The organism is Pedobacter sp., assembly GCF_041662865.1.
GTDB lineage: Bacteria > Bacteroidota > Bacteroidia > Sphingobacteriales > Sphingobacteriaceae > Pedobacter.
In genome coordinates this window covers 24,359-41,212 of record NZ_JBAZRL010000030.1, presented here as the reverse complement: position 1 = coordinate 41,212, position 16,854 = coordinate 24,359, and the positions used below count along the sequence as shown (strand labels likewise).

The 16,854-nt window shown below is 37.2% G+C and carries 12 protein-coding genes; 3 read left to right on the top strand and 9 right to left on the bottom strand.

Features of this window, described 5'->3' with window-relative positions; all coding sequences use genetic code 11:
* The 5 genes from WC622_RS11060 to WC622_RS11040 all read right to left on the bottom strand — a co-directional run.
* Nucleotides 1–429 (bottom strand): hypothetical protein (locus tag WC622_RS11060; protein ID WP_372819751.1); only part of this gene is annotated, 429 nt, incomplete at its 3' end.
* A gap of 32 nt (nucleotides 430–461) precedes the next feature.
* Nucleotides 462–803 (bottom strand): hypothetical protein, encoded by a 342-nt coding sequence (locus tag WC622_RS11055; RefSeq protein ID WP_372819750.1) that lies wholly within the window; start codon nucleotides 801–803, stop codon nucleotides 462–464.
* Between the two features lie 1,252 nt (nucleotides 804–2,055).
* Nucleotides 2,056–4,185, bottom strand: a complete 2,130-nt coding sequence (locus WC622_RS11050) for an ankyrin repeat domain-containing protein (RefSeq protein ID WP_372819749.1) — start codon at nucleotides 4,183–4,185, stop codon at nucleotides 2,056–2,058.
* A gap of 119 nt (nucleotides 4,186–4,304) precedes the next feature.
* Entirely contained in the window at nucleotides 4,305–5,696 is a 1,392-nt protein-coding gene (locus tag WC622_RS11045) for a hypothetical protein (RefSeq protein ID WP_372819748.1), read from the bottom strand.
* A 116-nt stretch (nucleotides 5,697–5,812) separates the two neighbouring features.
* On the bottom strand, nucleotides 5,813–8,155 hold the full coding sequence (locus tag WC622_RS11040; protein WP_372819747.1) for a family 20 glycosylhydrolase: 2,343 nt from the start codon (nucleotides 8,153–8,155) through the stop codon (nucleotides 5,813–5,815).
* A 183-nt stretch (nucleotides 8,156–8,338) separates the two neighbouring features.
* On the opposite strand from WC622_RS11040, the gene WC622_RS11035 reads away from it, so the two are divergent.
* Nucleotides 8,339–9,274, top strand: a complete 936-nt coding sequence (locus tag WC622_RS11035) for a DnaJ C-terminal domain-containing protein (RefSeq protein WP_372819746.1) — start codon at nucleotides 8,339–8,341, stop codon at nucleotides 9,272–9,274.
* Nucleotides 9,275–9,313: 39 nt separating this feature from the next.
* Nucleotides 9,314–9,598: a chaperone modulator CbpM gene (locus WC622_RS11030; protein WP_372819745.1), complete on the top strand. Its 285-nt coding sequence runs from the start codon at nucleotides 9,314–9,316 to the stop codon at nucleotides 9,596–9,598.
* A 14-nt stretch (nucleotides 9,599–9,612) separates the two neighbouring features.
* Here the strand turns inward: WC622_RS11030 and WC622_RS11025 are convergent, their stop codons facing one another.
* From WC622_RS11025 to WC622_RS11010, 4 genes are all read right to left on the bottom strand, one after another.
* Complete coding sequence (locus WC622_RS11025; RefSeq protein ID WP_372819744.1) at nucleotides 9,613–10,410, bottom strand: hypothetical protein; 798 nt, start codon at nucleotides 10,408–10,410, stop codon at nucleotides 9,613–9,615.
* A gap of 508 nt (nucleotides 10,411–10,918) precedes the next feature.
* Nucleotides 10,919–13,555, bottom strand: coding sequence for a TonB-dependent receptor domain-containing protein (locus WC622_RS11020; RefSeq protein ID WP_372819743.1), 2,637 nt, complete (start codon nucleotides 13,553–13,555; stop codon nucleotides 10,919–10,921).
* A 4-nt stretch (nucleotides 13,556–13,559) separates the two neighbouring features.
* Nucleotides 13,560–14,579 carry a FecR family protein gene (locus tag WC622_RS11015; protein WP_372819742.1) on the bottom strand — a complete coding sequence of 340 codons (1,020 nt, stop codon included), beginning with the start codon at nucleotides 14,577–14,579 and terminating at the stop codon, nucleotides 13,560–13,562.
* A 105-nt stretch (nucleotides 14,580–14,684) separates the two neighbouring features.
* The gene (locus tag WC622_RS11010) at nucleotides 14,685–15,308 is read right to left on the bottom strand and encodes an RNA polymerase sigma-70 factor (RefSeq protein ID WP_372819741.1); all 624 of its coding nucleotides are present in this window, start codon (nucleotides 15,306–15,308) and stop codon (nucleotides 14,685–14,687) included.
* A 777-nt stretch (nucleotides 15,309–16,085) separates the two neighbouring features.
* Here WC622_RS11010 and WC622_RS11005 point away from each other — a divergent pair.
* Nucleotides 16,086–16,463 (top strand): hypothetical protein, encoded by a 378-nt coding sequence (locus WC622_RS11005; RefSeq protein WP_372819740.1) that lies wholly within the window; start codon nucleotides 16,086–16,088, stop codon nucleotides 16,461–16,463.
* Nucleotides 16,464–16,854: the final 391 nt, after the last annotated feature.

The following is a 16,854-nucleotide window of genomic DNA, read 5'->3' as shown; positions in this document are numbered from 1 at the left end:
GCTAGTTCTTACATCAGGTAAGTAATTAATAAAAATTACACTAGCTAAGGTTGCACAAGCAATAAATGCAATTTTACCAGTCGACAATTTGTTTTTCCATGCAAAGTAGGCCATTAATGCAGGGAAAACGATAAAACCAATATTTCTTGGATAGAAAAAATCTTCATTAATACTTAATAATGCTGGCAATTTTGCAATAAGACCTGCCACTAGGGAAGCAATGATTACAAATACCAATTCTTTACCTGTTCCCCAGTTAACAGTTTCAGTTTCATAATTCAGTCTTTCATCCCAAAAATCGGCTACCGTATTGCCTTTAAGCTCTGGATATAATTCATTAAATGATTGCTTAAACTGCGATTTATTAGTTCGGTAGAGTTTTTCGAGCTGCTTAGGATCGTTGATGTGGGTTACTATTTGAGCTTTCATGAGCTTGTAATTTAAATTGTTAATCTTTAAAATTAGTTCCACAATGTGCCAGCAAAGCCTAATACTGTGCCTAGCCAAAGTGAAATTATAAATCCAACGATGCTAATAATTACAGCTATGATTTTGCTCCAACCACCTTGATAACCTAGTATATACTCCATAAAATAAGTACCTAAACCACCTCCGGCAGCTGCTAATGTAGTTATTATTAAAGGCCTAAGCATCCAAAATTGTCCCCATTCTGGTCTAGTATGTGTAGTTGCAATTAAAAAAAATGTAACTAAGGCTAAGCCAATTCCCGCTCCTACTACCATTCTGGTGATTAATGAACGTGTATCAATTGGCCGTGATGTAAAATTGTTTTGTAATGTCATGATGGTTTGATTTTATAAGTTATTGATAGCTTTTAATTGTAATTGGTGTATTCTTAAAGTAAAGTACTTTGCAATACAAAGTTAAGTAAAAGCACTTTGTATTTCAAAGCAAATTGAAAAATAAATTAAATAATTTCTAATTTCTGTACTGAATGATATTAAAATGCGGTTTTCATTAAAGGTGGCATACCTCCATTTAGTATATCTTGTGATGTGATACTAGATAATGATGTTTTAAGTATAGAACATCCAACAGTTGAGATTGTATCATAATTAACTTAAAGTTAATTTTAGAGGATAGTTGTTGTTCTATTTGCTATTTTTTCAGACTACTTTTACAGGGTATTAGCAAGGTCATAACAGGGTCGTAACAGGGTAATTATTGGGTCAATGACCTTGTTAACTATTAGTTAAATACTGGTAAGTATTTTTTATATTATCAATAGTGCTCTACCCGTCTTTGCGAAGGAGGTTCTTCATCCGAAGTGGCTCTGTGGGGAGTGCCTTTGGCACAATCTCATTGCTGGTTTGTTTGGTAAAAGTACCAACGCATAGGCTTGCCTAGGCTCTTGATACCGCCCTTACTCATCACTACGAAGGAGGTTCTTCACCAACTGTGGCTATCTCATTGCTTTTTATTGATTTGTCGGAGTAGTTTGGTTAAAGATGTCAATGCACAGGCTTGCCTCGGCTCTTGATAGCCGAAGGATCAAGTTCCTTTTTCCTTGATGAAAAAGTAACCAAAAAATCAAGGCTGTGTATCATCTCTTGGATTAAGCTATCAAAACTTTCTTAGCAACAGAATAAGGTCCCGATGAAAAATCGGTACTGCATTCTGTTTTGTGTAGTGGTTTTTGAAAGTGTTTGCACAAGTTTTAATGCTTTCTCCTTCGGGATGCTACAAGGCCGTCCCTCGCTTTTGGGAATGTTTGTGATTCGGGGAGGGTTGTAAAGCGGTCGTCTTTGCGAAGCCGATTTTTCATCGGCTGTGGCAATCTCATTGCTGTTTGTTATGCTGACGTTAAGATGCCAACGCATAGGTTGCCTCGGCTCTTGATAGCCGAAGGATCAAGTTCCTTTTTTCACATGTCTTTATTTAAGGGGTGTTCAAGAGTGCTACGCAGTTTTCCTTGATGAAAAAGTAACAAACGAAATCAAGTCAGGAACGACGCTTCCACGCTCTAGCCTTACGCATGTCCCGCCGTTCCTGTCTACCCTATGCTCTTTGAGGCATTGGGTTTATATAGTATATTTAATGTGGATCATAATTTATTTTACAACCAACTTTTTGCGCCTCGGCTTTTGTACTTTTTAGCTTATCTTCTACAATTTGTATCTGTTGATAAATGCTATTGCGAGTATTAAATGTTAACTTGAATTTTCCATTGGTATCATTTTCGGCCATCTTTTCGAAAATCTTTATATCAGACACTCCGATAGCTATCATTTTCTCAATCGCTCCACAATATTCATAAATATTTTTTTTCTTATTGTTTAAGGTCAAGTTGACTTCCTTCATATCTTTGTTCAGCTCATTCAAATCTTCTAGCTCTTTTTCATAAAAGGCGTTAAAGTTGCCATCAGCAGTAGATGCAAATTTAGGTGGATAAGCAAGATTTTCAGCTGTTAGATAGGTATTACCACTTCTATTGTACATTTTAAAATTAGGGTCTGCGCCAGCAATGCGAAGCGATTCATAATATAACTTATTGGACATATTGGCGCTTGCCATAAGTAAATAATTCAGCAACACTTTATCTCCTTCAAGTTTGGCTATATTTTGGATCAACGTGGCAAGATTCCAGTTTACCAGATTATCAAAAGCAGCTTCTATTGTAGGTTTACCAATCACCTCTTGTTGAAGAATGGTGATATAAGCTTTTACATCTGCATATCCAGGTTCATTTAGTTTATCGGGTATGGTTGCTTTAGCTTTAATTAATTGGTAAATAGCTAATAGGGTTCCTGGTGAATTATAAGCCATATCGTCCATCAAATTTTTACCAGTATTTAGGGTAATATTTATGTCTGCACCGGCATCAATAAGCATTTTAAGTATACTAGCAGACCTTAATGTACCTGATTTGACTAAAAGTATGGATGCTGGTGTTTGCAATTTAGCTCCTGCTTTTAATAAGATCTCAATTTGATCTACATGTTCATAAATCATAGCAGCTTCAAGTGGGGCACGACCAGTTACACCAACAATATCCAATTTAGCTCCGTATTTTATTAATAATGAAGTAATTTTTGGAAGTCCATCTTCCCTATCGAAATATCCGCCTGCCTCATGCAAGGGTGTTTCGCCATTATGATTGGTCAAGTTTGGGTCAGCCCCAGCTTTTAACAAGGCCTCTACCAGGGGTACATTTCGTTGTAATACTGCGTAGGCCAAGCTTGTTCTAACTTCAGCTGGCGATTCAGATTTAGCATATTTAGCATTGACATTCGCTTTTTGTGCAATCGCGGCCTGTGCACCAGGCAGATCATTGGTTAATACGGCTTTCATCAAAGCCTTTGTTGGTGCAGAATAAGTGCTACTGATGTTTGCATACAGTGTACCTATTGTAGTGCGGAACCAGTTATTATCGGGCCATCTTTTTCGCCCCTTTTCTGCAAGGGCTATTGCGGCCGAGTAATAGGTTGCATTTTCTTCCTTAGCATTAATACCCATATTATTGTACGCCAATATGATTGTCCGCAAGGCAATCAGGCTGCTATCCAATATCGCATATTTTTTTAGGTCGTTATAGGCGTTTGTAAAATCACCTTTGGTTTGATAAGCCTGACCACGCTGCAAATAAACACGAGGATAGTTAGCATCGCATTGCAAAAATCGGTTATAATCTTCTATTGCTGCATCGGTTTCTCCAAATTGTTGGTGTACTTCAGCCCTGCTAAAATAGGCATGACACAATTGGGGATCTAACTTTAGCGCTTTTTCAATATCAGCTAAGGCTTTGGTTTTGTCTTTTTGAAAAGCATAGGTTTGTCCACGCATTTCGTATGCTAATGCATTATTTTTACCGTATTTGAATGCATTCTCCAACACAAGCTCCATGTGGATATCCCAATCTCTTAATCCGTTATTAATCTTTTTTTCATAATCTTCTGGCGATTCCTTATCTGGTGTGCCATAGACTTTAACTACCCAACGATCGAATTTTCCTTCGTAGGCGAGACGAGCTTGTTGGGCATAAACCTCGCTGTTCTTTTTATCTGCCTGGTAGGCTAAGGATAATTGCTTATCAGCTGCATCATAATCTTTCTTGAGTATTAATATTTTTGATGCTTCGATGTAGGTGTTAGCATCTTGAGCTGTAGCATATAAGGCATTGAATGATAAAAAAGCAGTGAATATAAGAAGTTTAGCGTTACTCATAATTGGTAATGTTTAATAGATACTTAACACTCAAAAATAGGTAGTGAGCTAGGTATCATCAATACCCACTAGTACGTATTGTTTAAGAAATTATCTATACACTTACACTGCTCATAATCCTATTTCGAAATAGGCTTATTATCATATACTGCTGGTACTTGTTGTTGTAACCACATCGTCATCCATGCAGATCCCATTCTACTGGCAATTGCTTCTTCTTTCCCTAAATAGCTGTTTTCGTGATCATCCGCATAGGTATGCTTGTCGGCAAAGCGATTTTGTTGCGCTAACACTTTTTGTGTATGGAGTTTGGCCCAATATTGTCCTTTATGTTTTTTTGCTAAGTTATCCCAGCCGTAGGTAAAGGCAGCGATATCGAGATTGGCAAAATTATCGTACACACCAAAACCCCAATCAGAACCTTCGGGATAATAAACTTCGGGTGATCCTTCTTGATACATAGTACCGCCTGGAGCTTTATAAGGTGGTGAAGAAAATCGATGTGTGGTTACCGAGTAGTAAATTTTATCGAGGTTAAAACGTGCTGCTTCTGGTGTTGGTTTTTCGGCTAATGAGAATACAATTGGTGCATTAATCATAGAAGCTAATGCATTGTACTGTGGATGAATGATGCCATGATTGATGACAAAGCCAGGTTCTTCCATGTTATACCCTTTTACCCAACTGCTCACTGGTTTTCCATGTAGTATTCTTGTGTTGGTTAAATCGGATGGTAAAGCGGTTGCCGCAATTAAATATTCGACCGATTTAGCTAACCATTTGTTCGAGTTTGGATGATTTGGCAACATCTCTGCTGCTAGGTATAATAATTCGGCATTCCAAGCGTCTTCTTCAATTTTAGAATCGCCTACAAAAAGTACTTTCCCTGTGCTGTCTTTATAATAGAGCGGAGCTGTGGGCAGAAAACGATCTGCTTCTGCAACTATCATTCTTGCGATATTAGCTTGGTCTTTGGATGAAAACTCATCCCATAAGAGCCATGCCGAATAGCCTGCATAATACGCCCAATGTGCAGCTTGCCAATCGCCACCCCAAACTTTGTTGGTACCATTAATTTTATGGTCATAGGCAACTGAAGTCGCTAAGAGGATGGCTTTATCTTTTGCTTCTTTTACCGATACGCCTGTTATAGCGGGGTTGTATATGTTTGTTTTAATGGATATGGCTAAACCAAACGCCATTGCCGCAGGAAAACGATAGCGGTATTCGTTTACTTTAGATTTACTTTTTAGGTCCAAATATCCGCTTGAATCTACCTGATACTTTTTCACGGTGTGAAACCATGTGCTGAGTGCATACCGATTGGCATTGAGCAAGGTAGCCTTTACTGTACTCGCTAGTTCGGTACTTGGCGCCTTTTTTTGAAACTTGCTCCAGTTAATGGGTGTTACAAAGGTTGAGGGATCTGATTTTATGCTTGTTTGAGCTTTGGTGAATTGAATGATTAACACGCTAATGCCAACCATTAGCAATCTAGTTTTTAGGGACATGATGTTAGGTTAATATGATATTCTATTGTTCTAAACTGTAATTAGTTGATATAACCGATGGTATTAATATAGCACAAACGTTTGTTTTTGTATAATTCATCCACCAGATGTGACTACTACATTCCACTTAAATCGGTAATTGAATTTTCGTTTAATCGCTTATTATACACTTTTAGTCCTGAAATTAAGTTGTACACTTGATTTTTTGTATCGCCTACTTTATGTAAAGGAAACACCAAAGTTTGCATTCGACTTATTTTATCTTTTGTGTTTGGAAAGCTTAGTTTTTTATCTTCCATTTTTTGGACTAGCTTTCCATCTACATATAGCCAGGTACCTTTTTCATTTCCTGTGAGCACAACTTTATAGCTTTTATCTGGTTCGAATACAAAATCGAAAAGATCGGTATAGTTCTCTCTACTGAAACCTAATTTTAATCCACCATTCTTTACTAGGAATACTCGGGCATTTTCAGATGTAAACAAGGTGATATCATCTTTGCTTCCTATAGCAGGCTGTAAAGTGAAAGCAATAGAATAAGGATAACCAATCTCTTCTAGGGGTAATTTGATTGATTTTGATACTTTAGTGCGTAATTCATTTTTCAGGACCAATGAATCTGTTGTGGTGGACTTCACCATAGCTCGCATGTTTAATCCGGGCCCCTCGCCTATTTTAGTGCTGTTTTTAGCAAAGTCATCCCAGTTAGACAACGTTGTTTTTCCGGTCCACATTTTTTCAGCTAGTACTTGTAGTGCTGGAAAAACCCGTTGATGTACATCTTTCATAGTAATGCCGTTGCCTACATGGTCGTTCCATACGGCAAACATACCCCCTCTTATTTTAGGATGTCCCATTGGGAAGACTACGTTTCCAATTTGATTGGGCTCCCAACTTTGGTACAAACGTTTTACATTTAGAAAGTCGTAATAGTAACCTGCAGCGGGCACAATATACAACCAACCATCTGGTGTACTGATTTGATCGTAGCCCAAGCGTACCATTTCTTTAGGTTCTGCATAGCCATTGTACCATGCGTTCATCGTTACCCCTTTGGCGCTTACAGGTGTTTGACCTTGCGCATGGGTTAATGCACCCCATAGGCGTACTTTTTTACCGAAGCTTTGTACAAAACGAATGTAATGATCGGTAAATGCCCTAAAGCTTTCGGCTTCTTTTTTAGCATATTCGTCGGTACCGATATGAACTTCTGGATCTACAAACACTGGATCTTTTCCGCCTATGTATTCTTTAAACACATTGTCTATAATTTCATAGGTTTTAGGATTATTAATATCCAAATGATCCATTCCATATGCTTTGCTCCCTATTTCTGGAAACGCTTTGGTAAACGCCAGTGCATGTGCAGGCACATCAATTTCGGGTATAATACGCATACCATATGTTATTGCAGTTTGTTGGAGTTCTTTAAATTCTGCTTTTGTATAATGGCCGTCTGTTGCTGTTAATTGAGGATATGTGGTGCTTTCCAATCTAAAGGCCGAATAGGTTTTATTCCAATCGCCATCAAAAAACTGTTTAAAACCATTATCGTTTAAATGAATATGGAAATCGCCCATTTTGTAATAGGCCATCATTTTTACGTAGTGTTTTAAAAAGTCGAGCGTAAAAAACTTACGGCCTACATCAAGCACCAAACCTCTCACTTCGTATTTCGGATAATCGTGTGTTTTACCTTTTGGGATTTGAGCATGCGTAGGATCTTGTTCTAACAGTTGTAGGATAGTTCTGGTTGCCCAAAAAGCACCTTTATAGTATGGAGCTTTAATATGAACTGTTTGATCGATATCAATGGTATACCCTTCATTTCCTAAGTTTTTCTGTGTTGGATTTAGACTTAAGATGATATCTCCAGGTTTTGCTTTGCCACTTGCAATGCTTAAGCCCGTATAACCCGTTACTTGGTTAAGGTCCTTTAAAAAGATTTCGGCGGCTGGTTGTAAAACTTTTTTACTTGTTGGGCTAACGATAATTCTACTTGTTTTTAACAGCTTAAAATGACCGCTGCCACCTTTCCACTCTTGCAATGCAGGAATTACAAAGGGTTGTTTGTTTATACCCGACTGTGGGCGAAACTGTCCTGTAACTTGTATGGTTTGTGGAAATTCGTAGGCCTTGTTATTTTGTGTGTTATTTAACTTAAATACCAATTGCACTTCGCAATCGATTAAAGGTTGATGCACCTTTCCATCTAAACCTATTACTGGTTTTCTGCTAGACCCGTACAAAAAGAGTTGATATCCAAGTGCTGGTTTTGGAAGCACTAACTGCTGGGTGCCTTGTTCTAGTTTATTTGGGAAAGATAATTGTGAAATTACTGCTTTAAAAGCTGTTGAATCTGCGCTGTCTAGTTTTTCTTCTTGTGCGTAAGCATTGTTGAATTGAAGATTTAATAGGGCAATACCGATAATCAGCAGTTTAATTTTTAAAGACATCATGTTTGGTTAGTAATGGTTGGTTAGCGATTGCTCTAAACTATCGATATTTGAGTTAAGGGAAGAGTTTAATACTACACAAACGTTTGAAATGTTTTATTTATAATGTAATTCATAAAAAAGAATGCGCTTCATCAAACGTTCCATTAGTTTAAGTTGTTATTTTTATGTGTTTATTCTTATGCAATGGATTATATTGATTACTATAAAGTTTTAGGCATTAACAAGAATGCAACTGCTGATGAAATTAAAAAGGCGTATAGGAAACTTGCCAGACAGCATCATCCTGATTTGAATCCTAATAATGCTGATACCGAAAAGCTATTTCAGCAGATTAATGAAGCAAACGAAGTATTGAGCGATCCTGAGAAAAGGAAAAAATACGATCAATATGGAAAGGATTGGAAACATGCTGAACAGTTTGAAGAAGCCCGTAAGCAGCAACAAGCGTCTGGAAATAGTGGAGGGGGAAATCCATTTGGTGGAGGAGGCAATCCTTTTGGAGGTGGCCAACATGGATCTTTTAGTGGAGATGAGGCTGATTTCTCAGATTTCTTTTCATCGATGTTCGGCAATCGTGGTGCTGGTGGCGGTAGTGGCAGGCAGGCTAAATTTAGGGGACAAGATTTTCGTGCATCCGTTCAGCTGAATTTATCTGAAGCCTATGAAACCCATAAAAGAACTTTTACGATCAATGGAAAAAATATCCGTATTACGGTACCTGCCGGGATTGAAAATGGACAGGAGATAAAAATTGCAGGTTACGGTGCTCCTGGTGTAAACGGTGGACCAAACGGTGATTTATATCTTTCTTTTGAGCTTAAAAATGATACTTCATTTATCCGTAAGGGAAATGATTTGTACAAAGATGTGAGTATAAATCTCTATAAAGCAGTGCTAGGTGGCGAAGAAATGATAGAAACCTTATCTGGAAAGGTAAAGATGAAAATAGCTCCTGAAACTCAAAATGGAACTAAAGTACGTTTAAAGGGCAAGGGATTTCCTGTATATAAAAAGGAAGGTTCGTTTGGTGATCTCTACCTCACCTATCAGATAGAGATTCCAACTAAACTTACACAGAAAGAAAAGGAGTTATTTGAGCAACTAGCTAAAGAACGTTAACCGTCGTGATTTTTAAGATCACTAAAAAAGATTCATACGATGAAAAATAGTATAGAAAAAGCAAAAAGAATATCCGTAGAAGATTGTTGTGTTTACTATAGCATAGAAACGACATTTGTACACCAATTGGATGAGCATGGTTTGATTGAGCTCAGTCGTTCGGGTAAAAAAACGTATATTAACTATGAACAGTTACCTGATCTGGAAAGATATATGCGCTTGCATTATGATTTAGAGATTAATATGGCAGGTATAGAGACCATTCGGCATCTATTAAATCGGATGCAAGAGCTACAGCAAAAACTAAAAAATCTTCAAAGCTAATCCAATTGACTGCCCTAAATTCTTTTTAGTGTTTGTTTAATTAACCAGCTAGCAATATCATTTGCTGCTTTATCATTCTCGTATTTTATCGGCAGTCTTCCATTTACATATTCATTGTATAACCATGGATCGCCAACAGCTAACACTGTTCCTTTTCCGTATTTCACACTTACCATTACATTCTTTCCATCTTTTGTTTTTAAGATAGGTTTGGCCGTATTACTAATTGCTAGTGAAGATGCATCTTTGATAAAAATGGTCTTTGCAGTTTTTAGAATAGGATTATTCTCAATGGTTAGTTCTCCATCTGCAAAATGTTGATCATCTGTAACGTGAAGGATTAAGTCTTTATTAAAGGTGAAACCGAATTTAGTGGTCAATAGGTTGATGTGTTCCAAATCTGCATTTACTTCATCGTTTGCCATGATTAGTAACACTCCTCCTGCTTTTACCCATTTTGCAATTGCTGTTGCTTCTGTTTCGGTTACATAATTAGGTTTCGGGTTATCTTTTAAATTATCTGGATCTACAATAATGAAGATATCTGTTCCTTTTAAATTAGCTTCACTTGGTGCGGTACTTAAGGTTTTTAATTCTTTTGCTCCATTTCTTTTAAAGGCTTCGCCGAAAATTGAAAATCCAGATGATTCTTTTTCATTCCATAAGTAGTGAAAACTAACCATATTGCCTGACTTGTCTTTTTTGGTTTCTTGGTTATAGTAATTATCTAGTGTAACGGTTTGTGCGTTTGCTTTTAAGCCGACGAAGATGATTAGGGTGATGATCCAGGTTTTTGAAATGGTGCGTATCATGTTATAGGGTTGTTTTATCAATTGTATTGACAAATATATAATTTCAAACTGCTGTTTAGTAATGCTTTTTATCAATATAATCAACTGTTTACACGTAAGTGTATAGGTTTGCATTGGCTAATAATTAACACCTGTCTTTGCGAAGCTGATTTTCATCAGCTTTGGCTCCGCAGGATATTCATCGTCATGCTCAGCTTGACTGGGCATCGTAATGCATTGGTAGGTTTTCATCACTTTATGATTTATGACGAGCAACGCACAGGCTTGCCTCGGTTCGCCGCCACCGAAGAGGCTCTAAACTTTTTCTTGATAAAAAGTTAACAATCCCGAGCTTTTGAGAGCATGAATACCAATAAAAACAATAATTACTAATGAATAAATCAAGACAGGAACGATGCTTCCACGCTCTAAGCTTACGCATGGCCCGCCGTTCCTGTCTGCCATACGCTTTTTGGGCAGTGGGAAATGGATGCTTTTAGTGCTGGTGAAAAACAATGAGTGAGCTGTATTAATTCCCTATTCTTCGTTTTTCTTCGTCGTTACTTTGTTCGATTTTTTTGTTGCTGAATTTTTTACCTGAACTAAATGTGTAATTTAAGGAGATGTTGATGGTTCTTGTTTGTCTCTTTTGGTAAAAATCTATGCTAGTTCCTAAGTATTCGGTATAACTCTTTTCTCTTGCAGTATTAAAGATATCAGCAAAATAGGTACGGACTTGTAGCTTTTTATTAAATAGGCGCTTTGTAAGTCCAGCATCGATATTAAATTGATCTGAGGATTTTGTGTTGGCATTTACAGAGGGTGAACGGTAATAACCGTATACATCTAAATCAACAATATTTTTAAGCGTTACAGTATGCTGAAGTGAAGCAAATAAAGTAGATTGTGAAATCTGGTAGCTATCTAAATTATACCTTAAATTATACCCAGCTAAGGACGTATTCATTGTCCACCACTTAAAGAATTTAATCGGTGCATAGATGGAGAATCCGTATTCTTTACTGCTGCTAAAATTGCGATTTTGGTATTCGATTACATTGCCTGCCCCTGGTTGTGCCAGTTGCGCCACTCGATCTGTGGTAACCGAATAATACACATCTGCAGCAATTTCTTTCCAAAAATAACTTCCCACTTCAAATTTATGTGTGTATTCTGGGGTAAGGTCTGGATTTCCGATTTGAGCTAGGTAATCATCAAACTGCAAACGATATGGGTTTAAATCTGCAAAAGAAGGTCGTTGTAATCTCCTTGAATAACTAAAATAAATGGCACTTCCTTTAGCTTCATCTAATTTTTGGTTTACGAAAACCGAAGGGAAAAGTCCAAGGTAGTTTCGTGTAAACTGCTTATTCAACGTGATTGAATTTCCGTTCATGTGCGTATGTTCTGCCCTTAACCCAGCTTTAATGCTAAATTTTTTCCAACTCTTTTCAGCTGAGGCGTATGCCATAGAAAGATCTTCCTTATAGATGAATTGATTACTTAGATTGGGATTGAGTACCCAATTACCTCCGCTGTAATTTTCGTTAATTACTTCATTGTCGCGGGTTGTTGAGGCAAACTTTAAGCCTGCTTTAATAGATATTTGTTGCTTTAGTACTTTGGTATAATCGGTTTGAAGGCTATACACGTTAGTGGTATTTGGGGTATTATTGCGGTAGGTAGAATTTTTTGAAGGCACATCGTACACCGAAGAAAAGTTATTTGTTTCTCTTCTTTTACTGTAAATATAATCACCTATTACTTTAAAGCTCGAACCTAAACTGTCCAGTTTAAATACATAATTTAGGGTAGTTCCGCTAAGAATAGGTTTTCTAAACCATTCTGATCTTGCTGTACCTGAAAGTGGCTGAGCGCCAATAAAGTTATTGTAGGTATTGAAATATTGGTTTAATCGGCTACCAGTTTGTACAGTTTGAACACCGATAGATTGATTTTTGCCTAAATCGTAACCTATGCTAAATTGATATTTAGCCACACTATTGTTATTGTAACGATCTGTATTGCTCGAATAAGAATCCTGATTGGGGTAAGTAACCTTATTAGTGGCGATGGATTCGCTCTTTTCATTTCCTGCAGATACACTACCAAAGAGATATAAGTTCTTCACTTTGTAATTAAGTGATAGTCCGGCGCCATAGCCAAAACGGTTTTCGATTTTACGGTATTGGGTATTTACACTTCCTACTAATCCATCACTTCTGGATTTTTTTAGGATGATATGGATAATGCCTCCAGAACCTGAGGCTTCAAACTCTGATGGTGGACTAGAAATGATCTCAATTTTACTGATGTCTTCTAATTTTATCGTTCGCAGGTAATCTGCAAGATCATTTCCAGACATGCGTTGAACCACATCATTAATCATGACCATAACGGATTGGTTTCCTCTTATTTTAATACTGCCATTGTTATCTACCCAAATTCCTGGCGACCGTTGTAATACTTCAAGCCCGTTATTTCCATTTGCCAAGAAACTTCCTTCAACATTTACAATGTAGCGATCTGTTCTTCTTTCCATCAAAGGTTTGGTTCCTGTTACATTTACAGTTTTAAGCGCTAGCTCATCATCACCTAGTACAATTTGCTTTGCGGCAAGTGTATCCGGATAGCTAAAATCAATTTCCTTTGATTTAAATCCAACTGATGTAATTTTTAAACGGTAGGTATAGTTTGGCAAAAAGTTAAAGGCCAATTGATAATTTCCAGTTTCGTTACTAATGCTACCTCCTAAAAGCACTTGCTCGTCAAATAATCCTATAGATGCAAATGGAACGCCTTTCCCTTTTAGATCTACTATTTTACCATTTAAGGTTGTTTTATACATCGGCTTATCTTTCCCCAATTGATTTCTACTTCCAATTGCAATGAGCCTATTCGTAATCATCTGATGATATAACTTTTGTTCGGGCAATACTTTTGCCAACACCTCATTAACAGACAGATTAGTCACATTTAACGATACTCTCATCGTATCTGAAACCACATCATCACTGTAAATGAAACTATATTTGCTCTGCTCTTCAATCTGTTTAAATAGCAAACCAATAAATTGTTTGTTGAGGTTAAGGCTCACCACTCGATCTTGTGCACACAGTAAAACTGGTAAACTAAGCACAATAAGTACTAATAAAATTTTTCTCATCCTTTTACTCTTTAATAATTACCAGCTTGTTGCTGATGGTATAGGTTAATGGATAAGAAAGTTTTAGCGCATCTAAAACTTGTTTAATGGTTTCTGTGGTAAATGTTCCACTAAAACGACGTTCTTTTAAGTGTGCACTTTGGATTTCAATTTTTACTTCATACTTCTTCTCTAGCTGTATGGCCAAATCCTTTAGTTTCTCTTTACGGAAGATCAATGTATCAGAAGTCCATTTAGTTTCATTTAGTAAGGCTAGCGCATTAATTGGTTCTATGGTGAATTTTGATGGAATACCATTCACCATCGCATTCGGGATAGTTAGTTTTTGATTGGGTTTAAGCAGCACTTTATTTTTAGAATCTGCTGTATGACTTACCTGAATTAATCCTCTAATTAAAGCTACCTGAATATAGGGCTTATCGGTATATGCATTTACATTAAACGCTGTACCTTTTACCTCGATAGTGATATTTCCAGCATGAATAAATAAGGGAATGGCCGAGTTTTTCACGACATCAAAATAAGCTTCACCTTTAAGGGAGATTTCTCGTTTTTCTTTTCCAAATGAAGTATTGTAACTGAGTATAGAGTTTTTGTTTAACCAGATTTTTGTACCATCAGCTAGTAATTTAAAAGATTTAGTGTTAGTTGTGCTAATGGATTCGGTCTCTTGTTGATTACGTTTTTGTAAGGTATAAATGAGTACGGTAGATGCGAGTGCTAAAATAAGTACTGCTGCAATTTTAATAAAACTGGTATTGAATTTACTTTTTGGTGCAGTATAATCAAATGTTCCTTCAAAGTTTTCTTCTTCGGCTTTAGCAATCCTAGCCCAAGTAGCTCTTAACTTATCTGTTTTTGAGTTTTTTGCTTTCCGTTGATTAAAATACTTTGTTAGCTTATCTGCTAGTTGCTTATATTCATCACTCGTGTTGATCGTTAGGTTTAAAAGCTCATTTTCCTCAACGGAAATATCATCGCTTAGCTTTTTGGACAACAAGAATAGGAACTTCTCTTTTTTCATGTATTTAAATTTTATTTCTTCATCCCCTTTCAGTGACAAAGCTGCTATTTCGTTTGGCTTTTATACAGTAAGGACACCTGAATTTTAATTTATACCTATCTGCTACTAAAAAAATAAAGAAGTAATTAAAGAAAGTTTTTGTGTTTTACTCATTTTCTTGCGTGGATCGTAACCTAAATAACCACTAATGGCATCAGCAAGTGTAATTATTGCTTTATGTAACTGGTTTTCGACGGTTCTAATAGAGATCCCCAATACTTCGGCTACTTCATGCCGTTTCATTCCTTGTTCTTTGATCAATTTAAAAATCATTCTACGTTGGTCTGGTAACTTGGCCACAATTAAATCGAGTATTCTTGACAATTCTTTTTCTTCGGCGAGGTTAGTTTGGTATACCGAGACTATATCTACTGGTTGTTCATCTGAAGAAACTGTAACAAGTTGGCTTTTTCTATAGTTAGATCTGAGCCAATTTAAACTGGCGTTTTTAATAGAAATAAAGAGATAAACTTCAGGATTGATAATGTTTGACAGCAGCGCACGTTTAACCCATATCTTCACAAAAAGTTCAGAAGTAATTTCTTCGGCACTTTCTAATTGTTTTACATAGTGCAGCGCAAAAGCCAATAATTTATCGTGGTAACGCAAGAAAAGCTCGTCAAATGCATGCGTATTCCCAAATTGGATTTCTTTAAACAACACGATAAGGTGATCTTTTTTCTCTGGCATTAATGAGCTTTCTTTTAGCTGATGGTTTGGTTTTATTTAATAGACACAAAAAATTAGTGATATACTCACTCAAAGGTAAAATTTAAGAGCAATTTATTAAGGTGGGGATGGTAAGTCGTTGCCGCAGCTAAATATCTTTGTTAAGGCCTTCTTCGAGACTTCTTCGATAAAGGGGTATTTTCTCGAACAAGACCCGAAAGAAAAGCTCGAGGTGTTTTCATGTTTGTTAGAAGCGACGTGTTAATCTTTCTCATTTTTAGCTCACCACCACTGGGCTCGTTCTTTTTTCAAAGGTATTTATTGTAGGGGTGTTCAAGAGTGCTGCGCAGTTATCCTTGATGATAAAAGCCATCCCGAGCTTGCGAGAGCATGAATACCAATAAAAACATAAAGTCAGGAACGATGCTTCCACGCACAAGGCTTACGCATGGCCCGCCGTTCCTGTCTGGCTTAGGCTCTCAGCAAGTAATGGGTTCGGGCTGTGTAGCTTGAAAGGCTGCAAATCCCTTAATTATCGCCGTCTTTGCGAGGCTTGTTCTTCTCTAGCCGTGGCAATCTCCTATTTTATCACCTTGCTCGTCTTTACGATCCCGATTTTCATCGGGAGTGGCAATCTCCTACATTAATTAATACTTAAATTTGGTTTTATGCTGTTATAGCATGAAGGAGATTGCCGCAGTCGGTGAAAGACCTCCTTCGCAAAGACGTGAGAAGTGTTATAATTAAATTTTTGTAGCGTTTTGTTAGACAGATTCGTATAGGTAGAAAAACCAAAACATGAAAAACCTATTATTTACGGGTGCACTACTATGCACCTTATTGATGAATGCCTGTAAAAAAGATGACCAAACTACAGGCGAACTATACGGAAAATGGGTGTTGACAGAACAATACGCAGATCCTGGTGATGGCAGCGGGACCTATCAGAAAGTAAAAGAACTGAAAACAGTAACCTTCCTTCCTACCGGAGAAACGATGGGCGACGTTTTTGAGCCACTTACACGGTTTAAGGTTTTGGACAGTGTGCGTCTAGAAATCACCACTAAAAATATTAATCAGCCACTTATTTATTATTATAAAGTTACCGCTAAACAATTGGTGCTCAATCCACCATGTATTGAAGGCTGTGGATTAAAATTCAAGAAAATAAAATAGCGCTGAGGATATTAATAGGCAATTATACGGAAGTATTTTCTATATACGAGATTGATTATTAATTGCTGTCTTTTGTTTTATAAAACTGCTCTGAGAAGGGCCTACCTATCTTGTTCCCTAATACGGTCAGCTTTCCTGCTGTAAAAACAAGATGGCGTTGGAATGCGTCCTTAAAATCGTAGAAAGATACACAGTATGACCTCTTGCTCCAACGTGTTTTTTACCGCCAAGGACTTTCTATGGATAGGAACGACGCAACTGATTAACTTGCCCCCATCAGCGCTGGAATTGTAAGGGTAAGAGCAAAACGGTAAACCTGCCTGATGACATGAGCTTTTAGCATACTGGCTTTCAGGGGCGGACCCGTAAAATCTGCTGCATGAACTGTTGG